Origin of the sequence: Aminithiophilus ramosus (assembly GCF_018069705.1) — a bacterium.
GTDB classification, from domain to species: domain Bacteria; phylum Synergistota; class Synergistia; order Synergistales; family Aminithiophilaceae; genus Aminithiophilus; species Aminithiophilus ramosus.
On sequence record NZ_CP072943.1, the window covers coordinates 2805545 to 2829949 of the forward strand.

The 24405-nt window shown below is 56.9% G+C and carries 9 protein-coding genes and 1 CRISPR repeat array (1 of these 10 running past the window's edge); of the genes, 7 read left to right on the forward strand and 2 right to left on the reverse strand.

The genetic code is table 11. From position 1 onward, the window contains the following. Positions 1–16645: a CRISPR direct-repeat array (repeat unit 30 nt; unit sequence ATTCAAATCGCACCGTTGCGGGATTGAAAC) (it extends 335 nt beyond the left edge of the window). Positions 16646–17766: 1121 nt separating this feature from the next. From cas2 to KAR29_RS12715, 7 genes are all read left to right on the forward strand, one after another. After that, the gene (gene cas2 / locus KAR29_RS12685; protein WP_274373357.1) at positions 17767–18030 is read left to right on the forward strand and encodes a CRISPR-associated endonuclease Cas2; all 264 of its coding nucleotides are present in this window, start codon (positions 17767–17769) and stop codon (positions 18028–18030) included. Between the two features lie 13 nt (positions 18031–18043). After that, entirely contained in the window at positions 18044–18313 is a 270-nt protein-coding gene (locus tag KAR29_RS12690) for a CRISPR-associated endonuclease Cas2 (protein WP_274373358.1), read from the forward strand. Positions 18314–18501: 188 nt separating this feature from the next. After that, positions 18502–18852, forward strand: coding sequence for a hypothetical protein (locus KAR29_RS12695; RefSeq protein WP_274373359.1), 351 nt, complete (start codon positions 18502–18504; stop codon positions 18850–18852). 2 nt (positions 18853–18854) lie between these two features. After that, entirely contained in the window at positions 18855–19736 is an 882-nt protein-coding gene (locus KAR29_RS12700) for a CRISPR-associated endonuclease Cas1 (RefSeq protein WP_274373360.1), read from the forward strand. Continuing rightward, positions 19723–20169: a hypothetical protein gene (locus KAR29_RS12705; RefSeq protein WP_274373361.1), complete on the forward strand. Its 447-nt coding sequence runs from the start codon at positions 19723–19725 to the stop codon at positions 20167–20169. Before KAR29_RS12700 ends, KAR29_RS12705 begins: the two co-directional genes overlap by 14 nt. 38 nt (positions 20170–20207) lie before the next feature. After that, positions 20208–21089, forward strand: coding sequence for a CRISPR-associated endonuclease Cas1 (gene cas1, locus KAR29_RS12710; RefSeq protein ID WP_274373362.1), 882 nt, complete (start codon positions 20208–20210; stop codon positions 21087–21089). 17 nt (positions 21090–21106) lie between these two features. After that, on the forward strand, positions 21107–21376 hold the full coding sequence (locus KAR29_RS12715) for a hypothetical protein (RefSeq protein ID WP_274373363.1): 270 nt from the start codon (positions 21107–21109) through the stop codon (positions 21374–21376). Positions 21377–21399: 23 nt separating this feature from the next. Here KAR29_RS12715 and KAR29_RS12720 read toward each other — a convergent pair whose 3' ends face one another. Both KAR29_RS12720 and KAR29_RS12725 read right to left on the reverse strand, forming a co-directional pair. Beyond that, a complete protein-coding gene (locus KAR29_RS12720) occupies positions 21400–22647 on the reverse strand; it encodes a glycerate kinase type-2 family protein (RefSeq protein ID WP_274373364.1) in 1248 nt (415 codons plus the stop codon). Positions 22648–22752: 105 nt separating this feature from the next. After that, positions 22753–24333, reverse strand: coding sequence for an AbgT family transporter (locus tag KAR29_RS12725; protein ID WP_274373365.1), 1581 nt, complete (start codon positions 24331–24333; stop codon positions 22753–22755). Between the last annotated feature and the right edge of the window lie 72 nt (positions 24334–24405).

The following is a 24405-nucleotide window of genomic DNA, read 5'->3' on the forward strand; positions in this document are numbered from 1 at the left end:
GGATTGAAACGTTATTTGCTCCCCTGTCACGGAATCGGTCACATTCAAATCGCACCGTTGCGGGATTGAAACGCTCTACGTCAACCACTGTCGCTACTTCCGCATTCAAATCGCACCGTTGCGGGATTGAAACCGAGTACTTCCGCAAGTCTCGACAAATCGTCCATTCAAATCGCACCGTTGCGGGATTGAAACTCAAGGGCCTGGGACAGGGAGAAACTGGCGTCATTCAAATCGCACCGTTGCGGGATTGAAACGAGGACCTTCGCAAGGGCCAGCCGCTCCAGGCATTCAAATCGCACCGTTGCGGGATTGAAACCTGCTGGATCAGCTCGCGCAGCACCTCGGACTGATTCAAATCGCACCGTTGCGGGATTGAAACTTCCTGGGCACCTCAACTCCGGCAACCATCACAATTCAAATCGCACCGTTGCGGGATTGAAACATTTTTCTTCCTCCTCTATTTTTTGTCTCCCCCCCATTCAAATCGCACCGTTGCGGGATTGAAACCTCTTCTCCTTCTGAAAATTTCCATTCGGTCCAAATTCAAATCGCACCGTTGCGGGATTGAAACGTTAAATTAATTATCATTCTACGCAACTCCCCTTATTCAAATCGCACCGTTGCGGGATTGAAACGCTTCAGAGATGGCCTTCTCGGCCATCTCGAATTCAAATCGCACCGTTGCGGGATTGAAACGCTGGCCTTGCCGTCCATCAGCCTGTCGGCAGCATTCAAATCGCACCGTTGCGGGATTGAAACACAAACCAGGTCGTAGGCGTAGAGCCGGGCGAATTCAAATCGCACCGTTGCGGGATTGAAACTCTCCCTGGTACTGCGAGGGAACCATCGAGCTATTCAAATCGCACCGTTGCGGGATTGAAACCAGGCCTCCTCCGGGATTTCCTCCCAGTCCAATTCAAATCGCACCGTTGCGGGATTGAAACCTCCCGCAGGACCTCGGATTGCCTGCGCCCGGCAAAATTCAAATCGCACCGTTGCGGGATTGAAACTTGTGCGATGCGGCCCACGCCGCCGCATGCAGAAGATTCAAATCGCACCGTTGCGGGATTGAAACGCCCCTCATCGAACCAGTCGTAAATGTCTTTTCAATTCAAATCGCACCGTTGCGGGATTGAAACGCACCCCCGGGCCCGTAGGCTTTGCTGCACCTGCTGGATTCAAATCGCACCGTTGCGGGATTGAAACGGGAGTTTCTTCACGCTACTTCCCCCTTCCGTTTATTCAAATCGCACCGTTGCGGGATTGAAACTTCATTTTTCTTCCTCCTCTTTCTCCGTTGGATTCAAATCGCACCGTTGCGGGATTGAAACCGCATAAAAATCCGCGTTGGCCGCCTCGAAGCGCATTCAAATCGCACCGTTGCGGGATTGAAACTTAATCGAGCGTCATAGGATGACCTACAACGATTCAAATCGCACCGTTGCGGGATTGAAACGAAAATTCCCGCCTCCATCAGGGCCCTCTCAAGATTCAAATCGCACCGTTGCGGGATTGAAACGTCCCGTAGGTCGACGACGGCCTCCCCGTCGTAATTCAAATCGCACCGTTGCGGGATTGAAACGGGGAGGATGTCACCTTATTTATCATACAGCTAATTCAAATCGCACCGTTGCGGGATTGAAACGGGTGCACCGAAATCTCCATCTCGTCCCAGGGTATCATTCAAATCGCACCGTTGCGGGATTGAAACTTCAGCAGTGCTCCCGTAAAGGAGTTCAGAATATATTCAAATCGCACCGTTGCGGGATTGAAACTTCGGCGGCGGCGGCAAGGGCTTTCTCCGGCCAATTCAAATCGCACCGTTGCGGGATTGAAACAGCGCCGCGAGAGCCACCTGTTTCCAGGCGGCAAATTCAAATCGCACCGTTGCGGGATTGAAACAGCCAGCTCCAAAAAAACCTCCTCCGCCGCGTAATTCAAATCGCACCGTTGCGGGATTGAAACGACAGCCGTCTTCCGGACAGTCCCGTCCGCGGTATTCAAATCGCACCGTTGCGGGATTGAAACGGCGACCTCTGCTTCTACCCACCCTTGGTGCCATTCAAATCGCACCGTTGCGGGATTGAAACCGCGCTCTCGGAGCGGAGCGCGCGCTATTTTCAATTCAAATCGCACCGTTGCGGGATTGAAACCTAGGCTACGTGTATACTTCCAACAGGGTATACACATTCAAATCGCACCGTTGCGGGATTGAAACGGAATAATTCCCACCTCCGCCAGGGCTGTTTATTCAAATCGCACCGTTGCGGGATTGAAACCGGCGATGGTGTCATCGCCTCGGCGGCACAGGATTCAAATCGCACCGTTGCGGGATTGAAACCCCGCCTGCTCTCGGTAGTAGACGCGCAGGCCATTCAAATCGCACCGTTGCGGGATTGAAACGGGGATCAGAGGCAGATAACGATCTTCCCCTTCCCCATTCAAATCGCACCGTTGCGGGATTGAAACCGATTCGATTTGCACCAACTCCATGTCCGTTATTCAAATCGCACCGTTGCGGGATTGAAACGCGGTAGACCTCCCTGAGGTCTACCACGCCCGCCAGATTCAAATCGCACCGTTGCGGGATTGAAACGGGACGTTCGACGAACGTCAGGAGCTCAGTGAGCTCATTCAAATCGCACCGTTGCGGGATTGAAACTATAGATACTAGCTCGTCAACATTGGTCGTACAGGATTCAAATCGCACCGTTGCGGGATTGAAACCGGTAGACCTCAGGGAGGTCTACCACGCCCGCCAGATTCAAATCGCACCGTTGCGGGATTGAAACGCCGCAGGCGGCGTCGAGCTCGCAGGCGGCGACATTCAAATCGCACCGTTGCGGGATTGAAACTAGACCTCAGGGAGGTCTACCACGCCCGCCAGATTCAAATCGCACCGTTGCGGGATTGAAACAGGGCCTTCTCAAGGGAACCCATTAACCACAGGGCATTCAAATCGCACCGTTGCGGGATTGAAACCTCCGGAAAGCAGCCAGCATCCAGAGATCGCCGGTGATTCAAATCGCACCGTTGCGGGATTGAAACCTGTTTTCCGGACACTTCCATCCGGGAGCGTCTCATTCAAATCGCACCGTTGCGGGATTGAAACAGGGCTCCCCCGATCATAGCAATCGGAGCTTCGATTCAAATCGCACCGTTGCGGGATTGAAACGATCAGGCTAAGTCAAACCTGATCATAGAGCTGATTCAAATCGCACCGTTGCGGGATTGAAACTTTCCTGCTTTTTTTGTTTTCGTTGTCATTTTTTATTCAAATCGCACCGTTGCGGGATTGAAACTTAATATTACAGGCACATCGACCTAGGCTATGTGATTCAAATCGCACCGTTGCGGGATTGAAACTCAAAATTCGGAGTCTGCTCAGGCGCCCAAACTAAAATTCAAATCGCACCGTTGCGGGATTGAAACAGGGCACGCGACGTTTCAATTTCGAATAAGCGCCGATTCAAATCGCACCGTTGCGGGATTGAAACGGAAACTCTCATCTTTTTTACCCTTCCTTCCTCATTCAAATCGCACCGTTGCGGGATTGAAACGAGCCCGGTTTTTCAGGATCGCAGCGCCGTTGATTCAAATCGCACCGTTGCGGGATTGAAACCCCGTGGCGGGGTGTTGCGTGAGGTTCAAAATATTCAAATCGCACCGTTGCGGGATTGAAACCGGTAGACCTCAGGGAGGTCTACCACTCCCGCCAATTCAAATCGCACCGTTGCGGGATTGAAACGGAGCCGCCTCCCTTAATTGTCAAGGTTCTTCATTCAAATCGCACCGTTGCGGGATTGAAACTTTTCCCACGCCGGCAAATGCCTGTAATATTAATTCAAATCGCACCGTTGCGGGATTGAAACCCGGCAAATGCCTGTAATATTAACATTACAGGCACAATTCAAATCGCACCGTTGCGGGATTGAAACACCGCCTCCACTAAGGCCTTCTCAAGGGAGCAATTCAAATCGCACCGTTGCGGGATTGAAACGACAGCGAGCTCGGCGATCTGCCGAGCTCGTTGGAATTCAAATCGCACCGTTGCGGGATTGAAACTGACTCCACCCACCCTTGGTGCCGGAAAACAGATTCAAATCGCACCGTTGCGGGATTGAAACTCTGCCGAGCTCGTTGGAGGACGGCCCCGTAGCGATTCAAATCGCACCGTTGCGGGATTGAAACTTATTTCCGTTTCTATTTTTCCCACGCCGGCATTCAAATCGCACCGTTGCGGGATTGAAACTTTGAGGTTAATCTACAAATATGGTATAATAGATTCAAATCGCACCGTTGCGGGATTGAAACTTGGAAATTTAACTGTAGCTAGACATTATTTAATTCAAATCGCACCGTTGCGGGATTGAAACCTTCGCCAGAGCCAGTCGCTCCAGGCTGGCCCCATTCAAATCGCACCGTTGCGGGATTGAAACCCAGAGGTCGCCGCCTGCGACCTCTGATTCGACCCAATTCAAATCGCACCGTTGCGGGATTGAAACTAATATTAGCATTACAGGCACATCAACCTAGGCTATTCAAATCGCACCGTTGCGGGATTGAAACACCGAGCTCGCAGGCGGTGATGACCGCGAGCTCGGCATTCAAATCGCACCGTTGCGGGATTGAAACCTCTGAGTTCCCGCAATATCAAATGTTACAAACATTCAAATCGCACCGTTGCGGGATTGAAACCCCGTGTTATTAATGCGTCTTCTAGAGGGGCCATATTCAAATCGCACCGTTGCGGGATTGAAACTATTTCCCTCCTGCGTTCTCGGAGCGGAGCGAGATTCAAATCGCACCGTTGCGGGATTGAAACTGAGTTCCCGCAATATCAAATGTTACAAACTTAATATTCAAATCGCACCGTTGCGGGATTGAAACATTCCCGTCTCTACCAAGGCCTTTTCCAGGGGCCATTCAAATCGCACCGTTGCGGGATTGAAACCCGGCGACCTCTGACTCAACCCAACCCCGGTGCCATTCAAATCGCACCGTTGCGGGATTGAAACCTTTTCGAGGGAGCCCATTAACCACAGGCCCCCCCCGATTCAAATCGCACCGTTGCGGGATTGAAACGCCCCCCCCGATCATGGCAACCGGGGCCTCGACGATTCAAATCGCACCGTTGCGGGATTGAAACCCGGCGACCTCTGATTCGACCCAACCCTGGTGCCATTCAAATCGCACCGTTGCGGGATTGAAACTGACCGCGAGCTCGGCGATCTGCCGAGCTCGCTGATTCAAATCGCACCGTTGCGGGATTGAAACAAGGCAAAGACGGGAACAATTCCCGTCTCCACCAGATTCAAATCGCACCGTTGCGGGATTGAAACTTCCTCAGGGGGCCTTTTTTTGCAGCGGCCCCAATTCAAATCGCACCGTTGCGGGATTGAAACTACCATCAATATAGATACTAATTCGTCGACGTTATTCAAATCGCACCGTTGCGGGATTGAAACATAAACAAGATTATTTTCTCTAGCTCTCAAAATTCAAATCGCACCGTTGCGGGATTGAAACTCGTCCAGTTTGGCTCGGAGCACATTCCCATTGACAATTCAAATCGCACCGTTGCGGGATTGAAACGCGCCAATGTCTCCAGAGTGCCCTGACACACCGATTCAAATCGCACCGTTGCGGGATTGAAACTAATGGCGGTACCTAGTAGAAACCATTTCATTTTATTCAAATCGCACCGTTGCGGGATTGAAACTCCTGTGTACTCGTTGATACGCTCCCTCTCGTATTCAAATCGCACCGTTGCGGGATTGAAACGCCCCTCCTGAGACATTTCTGCTCGTATCCTGATTCAAATCGCACCGTTGCGGGATTGAAACGGGCCAGCCGCTCCGGGCTGGCCTTGCCGTCATTCAAATCGCACCGTTGCGGGATTGAAACCGACAGGCGTTTTCATTTATTTAATTGAATAAAATTCAAATCGCACCGTTGCGGGATTGAAACGCTTCCGCGGCCCCGGTCTCGTCAGGCGCCGCAATTCAAATCGCACCGTTGCGGGATTGAAACCCAACCACATCAGCCGTCCGCGCAGCCGCTTCCATTCAAATCGCACCGTTGCGGGATTGAAACTGAAAATCGACTCGCTCGGCCTGAAACAACTATTCAAATCGCACCGTTGCGGGATTGAAACCTACCATCCCTCTATATTTCCGGCAGCGCGGAATTCAAATCGCACCGTTGCGGGATTGAAACTGGAGGCGCTGATGGCCTCCTCTAGGCTGCTGCATTCAAATCGCACCGTTGCGGGATTGAAACTCCAACACCTCACACACATCCTTGGCCGCGACCCACATTCAAATCGCACCGTTGCGGGATTGAAACCCCCGACGGCGAGGCAGGAGACGGTATTCGGTTATTCAAATCGCACCGTTGCGGGATTGAAACCCATCCCCTCGGCCCCGATCTTCTCCACAAATGCATTCAAATCGCACCGTTGCGGGATTGAAACCGATGGCGAGCTCCGCAATTTCGCGAGCCCGCCGGATTCAAATCGCACCGTTGCGGGATTGAAACTCAACCACATGGCCCCTCCGATCATGGCGATGAATTCAAATCGCACCGTTGCGGGATTGAAACAAAACTCAGCTTCTTTTTCTGTTTTAGCTATTTATTCAAATCGCACCGTTGCGGGATTGAAACCTTAAGGCCATATGTATACCCTGTTGGGAGTATATTCAAATCGCACCGTTGCGGGATTGAAACTACGAGTGTCGGCGATGTCAGAGCGCAACGACGCATTCAAATCGCACCGTTGCGGGATTGAAACTGAATGAAAGAAAAAGAAATAATAAAAAAAGAAAATTCAAATCGCACCGTTGCGGGATTGAAACATCTACAGGCAATTGCAGTAAGTGGGCTACATCAATTCAAATCGCACCGTTGCGGGATTGAAACCGCTCCGGAGAGGAGCGTCTCCGAGTGCCCTGTCAGCATTCAAATCGCACCGTTGCGGGATTGAAACTCTCTTAATTTGTGGGTCTGAGACGGGTGCGGATTCAAATCGCACCGTTGCGGGATTGAAACTCCCGCTTTTGAGGTCTCAATTAGAGAGACTTCAAAATTCAAATCGCACCGTTGCGGGATTGAAACCCGGAGAGGAGCGTCTCCGAGTGCCCTGTCAGATTCAAATCGCACCGTTGCGGGATTGAAACCGCAAATACGAGCGGGATCGGCCACCCCATATATTCAAATCGCACCGTTGCGGGATTGAAACATTTCGACCAAGGAATAGACGCGGTCTTCCCGCCATTCAAATCGCACCGTTGCGGGATTGAAACTTTCGACCTTTTTAATTCATTTATTCCGGAAAGATTCAAATCGCACCGTTGCGGGATTGAAACCTCAGGGGGCCTTTTTTTTGCAGCGGCCCGAAATTCAAATCGCACCGTTGCGGGATTGAAACGACGACAGTCCCTCATATTTACGGACCTCCGTATTCAAATCGCACCGTTGCGGGATTGAAACTTTTTCCCCGGAGCGGAGCGAGCGCTATTTTCAATTCAAATCGCACCGTTGCGGGATTGAAACGCAATTGGCGCTCCAACTCGACGAGCTCGCCGGCATTCAAATCGCACCGTTGCGGGATTGAAACGGAAACAAGGGCTTGCTCCAGAGGGGCCATCATTCAAATCGCACCGTTGCGGGATTGAAACCGCCATGCGCGACGGCGATGGCGAGCTCCGCAATTCAAATCGCACCGTTGCGGGATTGAAACGATGGCCTTCTCGGCCATCTCCCAGGCTATTTTCATTCAAATCGCACCGTTGCGGGATTGAAACCCGCCGGGCGACCTCCCCCTGATGGGGGAGATCATTCAAATCGCACCGTTGCGGGATTGAAACGTCGACCTCGTTGAGGTCGACGACCCCCGCCGCGATTCAAATCGCACCGTTGCGGGATTGAAACAGTCTTGCAGCCTCTCCATGGAACCACCACCAAAATTCAAATCGCACCGTTGCGGGATTGAAACCAAGCTGCGACTGCGTCATACCTACTCTTTCCCGAATTCAAATCGCACCGTTGCGGGATTGAAACAAGAGTCCAAAATTATCCCTCCCTCCATGCGCAAATTCAAATCGCACCGTTGCGGGATTGAAACGAATAGCTGGTAAAACAATGAAAAACGGGAGATTCAAATCGCACCGTTGCGGGATTGAAACTACTCCCGCACCACTGTTTCCCAACGGTACCCTTCATTCAAATCGCACCGTTGCGGGATTGAAACTCTTCATCCAGCCCGCTCACGGCCTGACTCACGATTCAAATCGCACCGTTGCGGGATTGAAACGGGAGAGGCCGCACGGGCATTTATCCTCGTCGCCGATTCAAATCGCACCGTTGCGGGATTGAAACATCAGCCTGTCGGCAGCCTCCCCGTAGGGGAATTCAAATCGCACCGTTGCGGGATTGAAACCCTCCGGTACTCCCGCACCACGGTCTCCCAACGGATTCAAATCGCACCGTTGCGGGATTGAAACCCTAAGGCTTGCTCCAGAGGGGCCATCAACCACATATTCAAATCGCACCGTTGCGGGATTGAAACCGCCGAGTTGCACGAGAACCTCCGGTCGCCCTTATTCAAATCGCACCGTTGCGGGATTGAAACTTGATGATGTTGCCTCCAGCTGATTGCGCTCATCTATTCAAATCGCACCGTTGCGGGATTGAAACACACGGGGAGCAAGCCCTTGTTTCCTAAGGCTTGCATTCAAATCGCACCGTTGCGGGATTGAAACCCATCGCCAAACCGTGTTCTTGGTTGTTCCCAAAATTCAAATCGCACCGTTGCGGGATTGAAACAGCCGAGGGTCTATGTTTTTTTCCCATCGAGTGTAATTCAAATCGCACCGTTGCGGGATTGAAACCGGCGGCGAGCAGGCAACAGGCGACCTCAACAATATTCAAATCGCACCGTTGCGGGATTGAAACGACCTCAACAATCCGGTCTTCTTTGTTCTCCGATTCAAATCGCACCGTTGCGGGATTGAAACGAGCGCCACCTGAGCGTTCAGACGTGGATTGCGAATTCAAATCGCACCGTTGCGGGATTGAAACCCCGGGGCGGAAGTTATTACTGACGCGATTACCCCGATTCAAATCGCACCGTTGCGGGATTGAAACGATTCGATGATCTGGATGTTCGCCGTCGCCATGATTCAAATCGCACCGTTGCGGGATTGAAACTGCTCTCCCCGCCGGATTGCTGCGCCGCCTCGATTCAAATCGCACCGTTGCGGGATTGAAACCATTGGTTGTCGACAGGTTTCTTCTGGGAGTCATTCAAATCGCACCGTTGCGGGATTGAAACGAAACCGCCCTCTGACATACGTCGAGAACGAGGGCATTCAAATCGCACCGTTGCGGGATTGAAACGTCCAGGCCTGACGGGAGTGCATATTGTAGTGATTCAAATCGCACCGTTGCGGGATTGAAACGACATATCTTGTGTCATGCACCTTGCTGGGCAATTCAAATCGCACCGTTGCGGGATTGAAACCTCTTGGGGTACACAGGCTTGACGGCGTACTTCACATTCAAATCGCACCGTTGCGGTATTGAAACAATCCGACCCCTTCATTCGGGTGAGGCTGACGGAAATTCAAATCGCACCGTTGCGGGATTGAAACGATCGGTCATTTCCATGTGCTCGCTCCCCTTTATTCAAATCGCACCGTTGCGGGATTGAAACAACTGTAGAAAAACCTCGATCGATGCGGATTTTCATTCAAATCGCACCGTTGCGGGATTGAAACCCCGCTTCAAGCGAGAATCGATCCTTCTCTATATTCAAATCGCACCGTTGCGGGATTGAAACAACCCCGCCTTTGCCTCATTTCCTTGAGATTAATTCAAATCGCACCGTTGCGGGATTGAAACGGCCGCTACCCGCAAATACCTAAGTCTATTCACCATTCAAATCGCACCGTTGCGGGATTGAAACCGACAGAAGGTCGTCGATCGCGTCCCGGGCCTCATTCAAATCGCACCGTTGCGGGATTGAAACCTCCATGCTCATCACCTCCCATCCAAGACCAATTCAAATCGCACCGTTGCGGGATTGAAACAAGGACGCTCCGTCCCGATCTCCACGGCCAATGATTCAAATCGCACCGTTGCGGGATTGAAACTTTTCCCAACGCCAGATCGTATTTTCCGAATAATTCAAATCGCACCGTTGCGGGATTGAAACGCTGGGCTTGGGTTAAGCCTCTTCTCCTTCTGAATTCAAATCGCACCGTTGCGGGATTGAAACTTAAGGCCGCGATTCGGGCGCCGATGTCCATTCATTCAAATCGCACCGTTGCGGGATTGAAACGGGATGCGGACGACGCCACCGGGGACGCGGACGAATTCAAATCGCACCGTTGCGGGATTGAAACTTCAACTCTCTCCCGGAGCGAGAAGGCGTACAATTCAAATCGCACCGTTGCGGGATTGAAACAACAGCGTAAAGCCAAGACTTTCCTCGCTTTCGATTCAAATCGCACCGTTGCGGGATTGAAACCGTAGCCGAAAACCCGCATTGCGCTGTAGCTGTTATTCAAATCGCACCGTTGCGGGATTGAAACCCTCGCGCAGGCCCTCTCGTAGCCGGGAGAGGTAATTCAAATCGCACCGTTGCGGGATTGAAACCTGCTCGGCGCGCAGGAGAGTCTCCATGGTCTCCCATTCAAATCGCACCGTTGCGGGATTGAAGCTCAAGGTGCGATTCGAATCAGGCGAGGGCCTCGGATTCAAATCGCACCGTTGCGGGATTGAAACCGCCGTGACCCGGCGAAATCCTCCGGAGAGGTCGGATTCAAATCGCACCGTTGCGGGATTGAAACGTCGTCCCCCGCGATTTCGACGGCGGACAGCAATTCAAATCGCACCGTTGCGGGATTAAAACTTGGCGGCGGCCTTTTCGTCTCGATAGCGCAGCGATTCAAATCGCACCGTTGCGGGATTGAAACCTGCTCGGCGCGCAGGAGAGTCTCCATGGTCTCCCATTCAAATCGCACCGTTGCGGGATTGAAACTCAAGGTGCGATTCGAATCAGGCGAGGGCCTCGGATTCAAATCGCACCGTTGCGGGATTGAAACCAGCTCCGCAACCGTTTGCTTCATCTCGTCCCGATTCAAATCGCACCGTTGCGGGATTGAAACATCCCCTGCGAGGCGATGTCTGGGCCACGGCATACATTCAAATCGCACCGTTGCGGGATTGAAACATATATTAATTACAGGCAAGACACATTAAGGCCATTCAAATCGCACCGTTGCGGGATTGAAACCTGTACGACGATGACCCCCTCTACGTCGCCGCATTCAAATCGCACCGTTGCGGGATTGAAACTGTCTTCTGAAGGCGCGCGATGAGCCCCCAGATGTCATTCAAATCGCACCGTTGCGGGATTGAAACAGCACCGACAATCTTGTGTCGTATGCTGCCCTAATTCAAATCGCACCGTTGCGGGATTGAAACTGATCATGAAAATTAGAACAAAGACTAGAGTAAATTCAAATCGCACCGTTGCGGGATTGAAACTATGTAAAGTTTATGCTCCTGATCATCAATTGCAAATTCAAATCGCACCGTTGCGGGATTGAAACTTTTTCCGTTTGAGCTATCTCTACAGACCACCCAAATTCAAATCGCACCGTTGCGGGATTGAAACGAAACGGGAAATCCATCTCTTCCCCCGCGGGCGCATTCAAATCGCACCGTTGCGGGATTGAAACCTTCCGTTTCTGACGAACTATCTCTGCAATCTGCATTCAAATCGCACCGTTGCGGGATTGAAACTCGATCGATGCGGATTTTCTTTAGCTCCTGATTCAAATCGCACCGTTGCGAGATTGAAACTATCTCTCTCAGCAGCGTTTGCGTCCGCTCCAATTCAAATCGCACCGTTGCGGGATTGAAACCCAGGGCCAGACAGGCCCGCAGGGCCAGCTGATTCAAATCGCACCGTTGCGGGATTGAAACCTCTGAAACGCTACGAGAGTTCGCAACAGGGAATTCAAATCGCACCGTTGCGGGATTGAAACCTCGGGGTCAGTCTCATAGCGCCTCACCTCCGATTCAAATCGCACCGTTGCGGGATTGAAACCACGTTGGCCAGGCTCAAAACCTCGAGCGCGGCCAGGATTCAAATCGCACCGTTGCGGGATTGAAACCCGCCCGTCGTCGTTGTGACGGGCGATCCTCTCGAATTCAAATCGCACCGTTGCGGGATTGAAACTGCGATCGTCAAGGTGCTCGTGGGTGGCCCAGTAATTCAAATCGCACCGTTGCGGGATTGAAACGACATAGATGCTGCCGTTCGGGCCAGCGTACTGCATTCAAATCGCACCGTTGCGGGATTGAAACTTTTCTAAAGGCCCCATTACCCACGGAGCTCCCATTCAAATCGCACCGTTGCGGGATTGAAACGTTTCGACCGACTCCCGGAGCGAGAAGGCATACAATTCAAATCGCACCGTTGCGGGATTGAAACCCAAAATGGCCCCGCCTATTCGGCTAGTCCTTATTCAAATCGCACCGTTGCGGGATTGAAACGCGGAAGACTGCGGTCTTCCGCACCGTCCCGTCGATTCAAATCGCACCGTTGCGGGATTGAAACCGCATGGCGACGGCGAGGGCGAGCTCGGCGATCTGCATTCAAATCGCACCGTTGCGGGATTGAAACGCCGGGTGGCCCCAGCGAATGAACATGGGGCACCATTCAAATCGCACCGTTGCGGGATTGAAACGCCGCGACCTGTTCAGCCGTGGCGGGGTGCTGATTCAAATCGCACCGTTGCGGGATTGAAACGTCACCTCGACGAGCCCAAGCCCTTCGCCCCCCATATTCAAATCGCACCGTTGCGGGATTGAAACTCGTCGCGTACCCGGTTTGGCCTGCGCCTCCCCAGATTCAAATCGCACCGTTGCGGGATTGAAACCCCCGGATGGGGCTGCCATGCAGTAGCTCCATCCATTCAAATCGCACCGTTGCGGGATTGAAACCGGAGTCGGTCGTTTCGACCGACTCCCGGACGGAATTCAAATCGCACCGTTGCGGGATTGAAACTGGACGTCAGCGGCAGAAAACACCGTGGCGTGACTATTCAAATCGCACCGTTGCGGGATTGAAACGCGAGGGGAGATCGGAGAACGTGAGAAGGGCCTGATTCAAATCGCACCGTTGCGGGATTGAAACGCGAGGGGAGATCGGAGAACGTGAGAAGGGCCTGATTCAAATCGCACCGTTGCGGGATTGAAACGCGCCCGTCGGGGCCAAACCGCGCCCAGATGGCATTCAAATCGCACCGTTGCGGGATTGAAACACCGGGGCCGGCCCCTAAATTGTCAAGTTCCCCATTCAAATCGCACCGTTGCGGGATTGAAACCCGCACGGAAGGCGGCCAACATCCAGAGGTCGCATTCAAATCGCACCGTTGCGGGATTGAAACCCGTGTTCGTCGTATTTCTGCCCGGCCATCTCATTCAAATCGCACCGTTGCGGGATTGAAACCTCTACTAGGGCCTTTTCCAGAGACCCCATTAGATTCAAATCGCACCGTTGCGGGATTGAAACTTCGACCTCAGAGAGGTCGACGACCCCGGCGGCATTCAAATCGCACCGTTGCGGGATTGAAACGCCAACACGCCTCGTTACGCCCGCCGCGAGGATTCAAATCGCACCGTTGCGGGATTGAAACCCGGCGTACACGGGGCGGATGCCCCATGCCATCAAATTCAAATCGCACCGTTGCGGGATTGAAACTCCTGTCGAACGTGAGCAGCTCAGCCAGCTCCTGATTCAAATCGCACCGTTGCGGGATTGAAACAGTGGCGATACGGACACTATCGTTGGGCATTGTGATTCAAATCGCACCGTTGCGGGATTGAAACGGGCCTGTACGAGGCCCTTCTCGGTCGGTTCGGATTCAAATCGCACCGTTGCGGGATTGAAACTTCGGTGGCCGGAAGATCGACGACCCCGGCGGATTCAAATCGCACCGTTGCGGGATTGAACCTCCTGACGTTCGACCTCTCTGAGGTCGACCGATTCAAATCGCACCGTTGCGGGATTGAAACGCGATTTGCCGCGCCCTCTGCCGAACGGCCCCATTCAAATCGCACCGTTGCGGGATTGAAACTCGGTGATCTCGATTACGATCACCGGGATTCGGTCATTCAAATCGCACCGTTGCGGGATTGAAACTGGTATTCGGTTACCACCTCCGCAGTCGGGGCGAATTCAAATCGCACCGTTGCGGGATTGAAACAGGCGTCTGGAGTGGGAATTCTCCCACGCCAACATTCAAATCGCACCGTTGCGGGATTGAAACTGCCGTGCGCGTAGTAAACCCCGTCAACCGGGGATTCAAATCGCACCGTTGCGGGATTGAAACCGCAGCCCTGAGCAAGGGCTGCGAGAGCGACCATTCAAATCGCACCGTTGCGGGATTGAAACGGTCGTCCCACGCTCCCACCGAGAAAGGGCGGTAATTCAAATCGCACCGTTGCGGGATTGAAACGCTGAAGTTCCCGGTTGTACAGGTTACCGGTCGCATTCAAATCGCACCGTTGCGGGATTGAAACATTGAGGGCAAGTCACGTTGTACCATGCCATCTCAAATTCAAATCGCACCGTTGCGGGATTGAAACGGTCTGTATCAGGAGGTCTATCATCGCTCTACATTCAAATCGCACCGTTGCGGGATTGAAACGACGCAATGCCCTTGTTTCCAAGGGCCTTTTCCAATTCAAATCGCACCGTTGCGGGATTGAAACATGGGGCTGCCATGCAGTAGCTCCATCCGGGGCCATTCAAATCGCACCGTTGCGGGATTGAAACGAGCCTGCTAAGCTCCTGACGGTCGACCTCATTCAAATCGCACCGTTGCGGGATTGAAACCATGGCCCCCCCGATCATGGCGACGGGCTGCTATTCAAATCGCACCGTTGCGGGATTGAAACCTACTCCCTCCTCCGTATTAGGCCTAAAATCATTCAAATCGCACCGTTGCGGGATTGAAACTCCAGAGTCGCGGGGGTCGATCTCGTGATGATTCAAATCGCACCGTTGCGGGATTGAAACCGGCTCCCGCTGCCGCACCTCCCGTGTCGCCTCATTCAAATCGCACCGTTGCGGGATTGAAACCACCGTCGTAGCTCCAAAACGCCCACTCGCCATTCAAATCGCACCGTTGCGGGATTGAAACGCGCCCGGATCGCGGAGAATCACCGCGACGACGGATTCAAATCGCACCGTTGCGGGATTGAAACAACAGAGTGGTAAATCATTTTACTTACCCCTTCCATTCAAATCGCACCGTTGCGGGATTGAAACTATTTTTGATCTTCTTTACTGCTTCCCTGAAGTTATTCAAATCGCACCGTTGCGGGATTGAAACTCGACGACCCCAGCCACGAGCTGCTCGCTCGTGATTCAAATCGCACCGTTGCGGGATTGAAACGCCGAACCTGTATTTTTTCTCTCCTTCGACGGGATTCAAATCGCACCGTTGCGGGATTGAAACGCTCCACTCTTCCCGGGTATTTCCGGTCACGTGGATTCAAATCGCACCGTTGCGGGATTGAAACTCGAGGTCAGTGATAACAACGTTAATTCTTCGAGATTCAAATCGCACCGTTGCGGGATTGAAACTCGCCTCCGAAAGCCTCCGCCATCTGTTCCAATTCAAATCGCACCGTTGCGGGATTGAAACTTTTTCCGGCGAGCCATCCAAATCTGCAAGCATATTCAAATCGCACCGTTGCGGGATTGAAACTCGAGGTCAGTGATAACAACGTTAATTCTTCGAGATTCAAATCGCACCGTTGCGGGATTGAAACTCGCCTCCGAAAGCCTCCGCCATCTGTTCCAATTCAAATCGCACCGTTGCGGGATTGAAACTGGCGCTGCTTTTCCCTCTCCGCCGCACGCTCATTCAAATCGCACCGTTGCGGGATTGAAACTCCCCCATCGGGGGGAGATCGACGAACGTCAAGAATTCAAATCGTACCGTTGCGGGATAATTCAAATCGCACCGTTGCGGGATTGAAACGAAACGGGGAGACGCAGATCAGGGTGCCGATCAGGATTCAAATCGCACCGTTGCGGGATTGAAACCGTTCATTTTTTCTTCCTCCTCTTTCCCTGTTATTCAAATCGCACCGTTGCGGGATTGAAACAGTGGGCCTCAAGGGCCTTCTTCGCCACGTCCTAATTCAAATCGCACCGTTGCGGGATTGAAACCGCCTGCCGACGATGATTCTCTGCCCCTTTCGGGATTCAAATCGCACCGTTGCGGGATTGAAACCTGCTCTGCCGCTTCCTCGCTAGCTTCCGCGAGATTCAAATCGCACCGTTGCGGGATTGAAACCTCCTCCGTGTCGCGGGGAGGCGTGGACACATCGTATTCAAATCGCACCGTTGCGGGATTGAAACGGGCTCGGTCCGCAGGCGCTTGGCGCGCAGGTTAATTCAAATCGCACCGTTGCGGGATTGAAACGGACACACAACCTTGTACCATGCCATCTCAACCACATTCAAATCGCACCGTTGCGGGATTGAAACCGCCCTATCGTCTTGCCGTCATCAGAAGTACCCATTCAAATCGCACCGTTGCGGGATTGAAACTGTGGGACCGGACACCTTTCGGCCTTGCCATGTTATTCAAATCGCACCGTTGCGGTCCCAGGAGGGTTGAAGCGCTTCCGTCGCCACTCGCGAGGAGATTCCGGCTGAAACCCTGTGAGACGATGACCCCGTCCCGCCCGCGGCCAGGATGGCCACGGTCCCAGGAGAGGCAAAGCACTTCCGTCGCCGCGCGCGAGGAGATTCCGGCTGAAACCCCGCGGGACGATGACCCTGTCCCGCCCGCGGCCAGGATGGCCACGGTCCCAGGAGAGGCGAAGCGCTTCCGTCGCCACTCGCGAGGAGATTCCGGCTGAAACCCTGCGGGACGATGGCCCTGTCCCGCCCGCGGCCAGGATGGCCACGGTCCCAGGAGAGGCGAAGCGCTTCCGTCGCCGCGCGCGAGGAGATTCCGGCCGAAACCCTGCGGGACGATGGCCCTGTCCCGCCCGCGGCCAGGATGGCCACGGTCCCAGGAGGGGCGAAGCGCTTCCGTCGCCGCGCGCGAGGAGATTCCGGCTGAAACCCTGCGGGACGATGGCCACGGTCCCAGGAGAGGCGAAGCGCTTCCGCCTCCACTCGCGAGGAGCTTCCGACTGAGACCCTGCGGGACGATGGCCACGGTCCCAGGAGAGGCGAAGCGCTTCCGCCTCCACTCGCGAGGAGCTTCCGACTGAGACCCTGCGGGACGATGGCCACGGTCCCAGGAGGGGCGAAGCGCTTCCGTCGCCGCGCACGAGGAGATTCCGGCTGAAACCCTGCGGGACGATGGCCCTGTCCCGCCCGCGGCCAGGATGGCCACGGGCGGGAGGGGCGAATTTCGCGACAAGAAACGGAGAAGGCCCCGACTCTCGAGAGTCGGGGCCTTCTCCGTTTCTTGTCATGAGCTTCCGGGGAAAAACTTCACCCAAAGAATCGATATATACGATAAGGAACGACACGAGGTGCCGCGGCACCGCACCTCCGCTGTCCCTTTTTCCCCTTTCCGAAGAGTCCATGTGGCATCTCGGGTTTCGAGCGCCCGCTCGCCCCGAAGGGAGGTCTTTCACCCGGAACCCGACTTGGTTCGTGCGCGAGTCACGGCACCTGTCGGGACCCTGTCGATTCCAAGAGGAGGAATACCGATGCACACGTTCTTTTTCTACGACGTGGGACAGTGTCGCGTCTCGAAGGTTCATCGCTATCTGTCGCGGCGTCTTTTCTGGATCCAGAGGAGCGTTTTCGAGGGGGAGCTTTCTCCGTTCCAACGGCGTCTGATCGTCGAGGACTTGAGTCGCTTTCTCGATCCCCGGAAGGATGCCCTGCTCATGATCAGCACGGAAGCGCCTTATGCGTGGAAACGAACCGTCCTGGGCCAGGATCTGGCCCCCCGGTCTCTCGTCGAATGAGGAGGAGGATACGATGAAAATCGAGAGGTGCAATTTAATCTTGACCTACGATACGGCCGCCGACCGCATTCCTCCCATCTACCGTTATCTCCAGAAAAATTTCTTCTGGCTACAGAGGAGCATTTTCTGCGGGCAAATAGGCAAGAACGGGACGGACAGGCTCGAACGTCAATTGAGGCCGCTGATAGACCCCAGTTACGACAGCGTTTATCTGTTTCAACTCAGGTATCCCTTCACCATGGAGGTCGAGACCTGGGGAAAGACGGAGGGCGCCGTTTACTGAGCGAAAATCGCCGCCGTGATTTTTGATGCCTGTTGAAACGACGTGAGGAGGGGTTTGCGATGACGGTATTCGAGGCGACGAAGAGAGACGAAGCCACATCGTCGAGGGAGATTCCGCGTTCCTTCGGTTGCGCCGGAAGAACCTTCCCCTGTATTCGGAAGGAAGAACCGTCTATTCCCCCGAAGGAGATGACGCTTCGGGATTTCAAGGTTTTCTGCATCCGCCGCATCCCCCATCTGATGGCCCAGGAGCTGAGGCGGAGGCACCTTTGGCGCCCTCGCAGCGGCCTCGACAGGTACGTTCACGAGCAGGTCGGGCGTTTTCTCGACGGCTGGCCCCACGGCCTCTGGGAGGGGCGCTTCCGCAAGCTGCTCGATTCGCCGGAACCGTCCGCGGCACGGGAGGCGATCGCCCGCGATACCGCCCTCTGGCTGCTGGAACATCTCGATCTGGCCGACCGGGATGACGCCTCGGCCGTTTTCGGTTCCTATCGGCGCTTCACGGAGAGGCTCCGCGCGAAGCGAGAGGGAGGTCGCTGACGATGGCCCAGATTCTCTGTTTCGAGCGGCCCGTGACGCTTTCCCGCAAGAACGGCACGCTGGGGATCACCGGTATCGACGGGACGGTGAGGACCCTTCCGCTGCTTCAGATTTCGGAGCTTTTCGCCCTTGCGGGTGCCACCGTCGAACCTTCTCTGGCGAGCCTTCTCGCCGAGACGCGGACGCCCCTCCATTCCTTCGGGCCCGACGGCTACGAGGGTTCCTGGATGCCCTTCCACGGCCTTCTGGCCGGAAGGACGGCCTTCGCGCAGTACCGGGCTCTCTGCGACGGGGATCGCCGCAGAGAGCTGGGGCTGCGCCTTCTCAAGGCGGCCATGCTGTTTCGGCTGGCCTGGGTGAGGCAGCTTCGCCCGGGGGAGGAGGAACATTGGGAAGAGCGGTATCTCGCCATCTACCGGGAGGCTCGGGTTTACCCGCAGCGCCCCCTGCGGCTCGCCCTCGAAGCCGTCGAGGTCGTCGACGCGGCGCGCCGTCAGGCCTGGGGGCTTTCTCTGCGAAGCTGCCGCATCGCCGCCGATCTCTGGCTGGCCCTGACGATCGGCACCTTCCGCGATCTTTCCCTCGACCCCTGGTGTTCGCTGGTGACGGAGAAGCGGTCTTTTCCCCTGGCGAGGGATCTAGCCTTTCTGCTCGAGCCTTCGTTCGTGGAAGCCTTCGGCGACGGGCTGCCCGGCAGGTCCGATTTATGGGCTCCCCTCCTGGAAGACCATCTTCGCCGCCCCTTCGCCCGAGACGGCGGACGGGTATGGAGCCTGAGGAGTCTGGCCCTGCGGGAAGGGTATCTCCTTCTGGGAGCCATCCAGTCCGGCGGGATCTACCGTCCCGCCAAGAATGTGGAGGTGACGATCCGTGAGTCTGCTTGACGCCCTCGACGAGGGGTGGAATCTGTTCTGCCGACGGGCCGCCGATTTCTGGGAGTGCGGCGATCATCTGACGCCCAATCTCTCTCTGATGGGGCTGCTCCAGTGGCGCGGCGACGATGAGGAATCTCCCGAGGAGACTCTGGAGCGCCTCTGCGTCGCCTGGGAGAGGGGGGATCTCGTCGTGCGGGCCCTCGATTTTCCTCCTCTGCCCGTCTGGGTCGGAGCGACGCTCCATCTGATGAGGGCCTTCGATCTGCCCATGGCCCTTCTCCGCCGCGAAGAGGGGGACACGCTGCTTCTTCTGCGGACGGCCGAGGGCGACCGGCGGCTGGCCGATCCGGGGCCGGGAGTCAGCCATCCCTGGACGCGACGCTGCGCCTTCTGTCCCTACGGCGACATCTGTTCCGTCGTCTATCCCCCCTTCATCGATTGACGCATCGGAACCGACGACCCGAAAAAGGAGGTTTCCCCGTGGATAAGAAAGGGCTGGAGGTGCTTCACGGCTACCGCGGTCCCCATCTTTCTCTCTTCTGCGGCGCCGACGAGGATCAGAATCCCTTTTTCCTGCTCCGGTCGGCTCAGATGAGGGTCCTGAACGACGCCGGGCAGAGGCTGGCCGCGGCCCGATGGCTGCTGCGCGGCGTCCTGGCCGTCTACCGCATCTGGCAGTGCTGGACGAAGGCTCCCGTCGAGGCGATCCTGAAACGGACGGCCCCGGCCATCGAGGAGGCCCCGGATATCGAGTCCCTCCGCGGCGTCGAAGGGGCCTTCCATCGCGACCTGTTCGACCTCTGGCAGGAGGCCTTCGGGGCCCCCTGGCATTTCGAGGAGCGCAACCGCCGCCCGCCCCGCGACCCGATCAACGCCTTTCTTTCCTACGGCAACAGCATCGTCTACTCCCTCTGCGTTCCTCCCATCCAGAGGAAGTATCTCCATTCGGCCCTGTCGATCCTCCACGAGCCGGGAGCCCGAAGGCACAGTCTGGCTCTCGATATGGCCGAGCTGTACAAACCGCTGCTCGTGGAGGCCCCCCTCTGGACGCTGTTGAAGCGCAAAGGCCTGTTGCCGGACATGACCGTCACCGATATCGACGGATGCCGCCTTTCCGCCGAGAGCCGCCAGATCTTCCGCCGGGCCATGAGAGACGTCCTCTTCCCCCTCTACGTCGAGGAATCCCGCGACCGCTGGGGATGGCCCCTTTTTTTCTGGGAGAACCTGGAGACGACGGCGGCCGAACTCGGCCGTCGCTGCCTCCGGGGCGATTTCAGCGGCCACTGGTTTCCCTCGGGGCTTGTCTGGCCGCGGTCGAAACTTCTCGAAGACTGTATGCCCTATCTCTGCAGGACGCTTTAGCGGGAGGCGAGAGAACGATGGGAAAATCCGTCTGGCAGGTGGCGCTCATCGACGGGAGGCGTCAGAACCTTCTCGAAGAGCTTTGCGGCATCGCCGTCGCCCTCGGCAGCAATCCCCTCACCGAAACGCTTCTGGACGGTCTGGCCTACAGCGCCGACGACGGCAGCGACGATTTCGACGAGAATCTCGAGTTCGTCGAGGCGATGCTCCGGCGTCTCATCCGAATCGGCGAGTCTCTCGGAAGAGGGACGGACGAAGAGATCGACCTCGACGGCGTCCCCTTCTAGCCCGGCCATCCGGCCTTTCACCCTCAGCCTTCCACCAGCAGCAGAGCCAGGTCGTTGACGTTGGTGCCCGTGGGCCCCGTCCGCAGAAGATCGCCTGCGGCCTCCAGGGCCCGGTAGGCGTCGTTGTCGTCCAGGAGGGCCCGGCCGTCCAGTCCGGCCGCGGCGAGGCGCCGCCAGGTGCCGCCGTCGACGAGGCCCCCCGCGGCGTCGGTGGGGCCGTCGGTGCCGTCCGAGCCCAAAGCCAGGAAGGCGACGCCCTCCATCCCGTCGAGGGAGCGGGCCGCGGCGAGGGCGCACTCCTGGTTGCGCCCCCCTCGCCCTCCTCCCCGGACGTGGACGACCGATTCGCCGCCGACGAGGACGGCGCAGGGAGGGGCGACCGGGTGGCCCGACCGGACGATTTCGCGGGCCACGGAGCCGAAGAGGCGTCCCAGCTCGCGGGCCTCGCCGTCGTAGGAGGTCGTCAGGAGCAGGGGGGAAAATCCGCGCCGCCGGGCCTCGTCGGCGGCGGCCCGGCAGAGGTGGGAGACGCCGCCGATCACGTGCCCCTCGACGTTGGGCAGAGCCTTGGCCGTCTCCTCCTTCAGGCGCTCCTCCATGACCGGGGAGAGCTCCAGGCCGTAGCGCCGGGCGACGGCGAGGGCCTCCTCCGACGTCGTCCCGTCGGGCCAGGCCGGGCCCGAGGCGATGCTGTCGAGGCGGTCGCCGAGGACGTCGGAGAGGGCCAGGGTGAGGACCTGGGCCGGAAAGGCGGCCCGGGCCAGGCGGCCGGCCTTGACGGCCGAGAGGCGCTTGCGGAGGCTGTTGATTTCGACGATGTCGGCCCCCCGCCTCAGAAGCCGATCCGTCAGGGAGGCCAGGTCGTCGAGGGAGAGGCCGGGCAGGGGCTTTTCCATGAGGGCCGATCCGCCTCCCGAGAGGAGCAGGAGGACCACGTCGTCTTCGCCCAGGCCGGAGACTCCGTCGAGGGCGCGAGCGGCGGCCTCCTCGGAGCGGCGGTCCGGCAGGGGATGACCGGCCTCGACGATCGTCCAGGGCCCCAGCTCGCCCCCGCCGTGGCCCTCTTTGGTGACGACGAGGCCCGCCGTGACCCGATCGCCCAGGATCTTCCGGGCCACGGCGGCCATGGGCCAGGCGGCCTTGCCGACGGCGATGACGACGACCCGCCCCGGGAAGAGCCTCCCTTCGAGAAAACGTTCCAGGGCCGGACCGGGCCGGACGGCCTCGAGGGCCGCCTCGGCGACGGCCCGCGCCTCGTGTCGCAGCTTCATCGTGTTCCCTCCTCCGACAAAGGGTCTTTTCCGGTCATTCTACCCGAAAGCCCCCGGAACGGGACGGGCCTTCCCCCCGGGGGGAAGGCCCGTCTCGTCGAAGCCTTACATGAACAGCCCCGTTCCCGGGCCGAGAGGCAGGTTGAGGAGGTACCAGACGATGACCTGGAGGGAGAAGCAGACGAGGAAGGCCAGCGAGTAGGGGATTTCCAGCGAGATGATGGTGCCGATGCCGACGGGCTCGTCCCCTTCCTTCCGGTACTGTTCGAGAAGGCCGATGATGACGGGGATGTAGTAGGAAAGGGGCGAGACGATGTTCGTCGTCGTGTCGCCGATGCGGTAGGCGATCTGCGTCAAGGCGGGGGAGAAGCCGACCATGGAGAACATGGGGACGAAGATGGGGGCCAGGATGAGCCATTTGGCCGACCCGCTGATCATGAAGAGGTTCAGGAAGGAACAGAGGACGATGAACATGAGCAGGAGCGGGATGCCGCCCAGGTTGAGGGCCTTCAGAGCCGCGGCGCCCTTGACGGCCAGAACCGTCGTGAGGTTGCTGGCGTTGAAGAGCTGGATGAACATGGCCGCCGGGAGGGCGACGACGAGGAAGCTCAGGCTCCCCTGGAGGCCGTCCTGCATCAGCTTGGGGACGTCGGAGGCCTTTCTGAGCGTTCCGGCGCCGAAGCCGTAGGCCATGCCGACGAAGAAGAAGAGGAAGAAGAGGATGGCCACGACGCTGGAAAGAAGGGGCGACCGGGGAAGGATCGATCCGTCGGCGGCGCGGAAGAAGGAGCTCTGGGGAAGGGTGAGCAGAAAGAGGAGGGCCAGGGAGAGGAGCGTCGTCCAGAGGGCCCAGCGCAGGCCGCGGTTCTCCTCGGCCTTGACGGCGTGTTCGGCCAGGTAGGAGGCGTCTTTGGGACCGCCGTCGCCCAGCATGGGGACGGTGAATTTCTCGGTGATGACCGTCGTGACGACGGTGACGGTGATCGTGGCGGCGATCATGAAGTACCAGTTGATGAGGGGATGGGTGGGAGCGACGATGCCCATGCCCTTGGCGGCCGATTCGGTGATGCCCGCCAGCAGGGCGTCGGTGCCGGCGATGAAGAAGTTGGCGCTGAAGCCGCCGCAGGCGGCGGCGAACCCGGCGATGATGCCCACGGCCGGGTTGCGGCCCAGGGCCTTGAAGACGGCGCCGCCGATGGCGGGGGTGAAGATGATTCCGGCGTCGGAGGCCAGGTTGGCGTTGATGCCGACGACGGCCAGGACGGCCGTGACCATGTAGGAAGGGGCGCCGAGGATGGTCTTGCGCATGAGGGCCGAGATGAAACCGGTCTGCTCGACGAGTCCGATGCCGAGCATCATGACCATGATGAGCCCCAGGGGGGCGAAGTTGATGTAGGTTTTAACGAAGTCGGCGAAGAAGGGGCGGAGCGCCTCGTAGCTCATGAGGTTCCTGACGGCCACCGTCGTCTCCGACGGCAGCTCTCCCGCCTTGGACGAGGCGGCCAGATAGGTGACGGAGACGCCCGACCGGGCCAGGACCCAGGAGAGAAGGATGGACGTGAGGGCGAGGATGACGAATAGCCAGAAGGGGTGGGGCAGCCTGTTGCCGACGACTTCGACGCCTTTGATGAATCCCTCGAACCTGCCTTTTTTCGCGCTGGTGCGGCTCTTGTCGTTTGCGGACACGGTGATCCTCCTTAACGAAAGGGGCTCGGACGATCTGTTTCCTCCCGGTGTTTCTCCCGTCGACGGCACAAG

What these genes read in the sequence shown, in the direction of transcription:
- cas2 (WP_274373357.1), top strand. Translation starts at nt 17,767, where the DNA reads ATGCACACGTTCTTTTTCTACGACGTGGGACAGTGTCGCGTCTCGAAG.
- KAR29_RS12690 (WP_274373358.1), top strand. Translation starts at nt 18,044, where the DNA reads ATGAAAATCGAGAGGTGCAATTTAATCTTGACCTACGATACGGCCGCC.
- KAR29_RS12695 (WP_274373359.1), top strand. Translation starts at nt 18,502, where the DNA reads ATGACGCTTCGGGATTTCAAGGTTTTCTGCATCCGCCGCATCCCCCAT.
- KAR29_RS12700 (WP_274373360.1), top strand. Translation starts at nt 18,855, where the DNA reads ATGGCCCAGATTCTCTGTTTCGAGCGGCCCGTGACGCTTTCCCGCAAG.
- KAR29_RS12715 (WP_274373363.1), top strand. Translation starts at nt 21,107, where the DNA reads ATGGGAAAATCCGTCTGGCAGGTGGCGCTCATCGACGGGAGGCGTCAG.
- KAR29_RS12720 (WP_274373364.1), bottom strand. Translation starts at nt 22,647, where the DNA reads ATGAAGCTGCGACACGAGGCGCGGGCCGTCGCCGAGGCGGCCCTCGAG.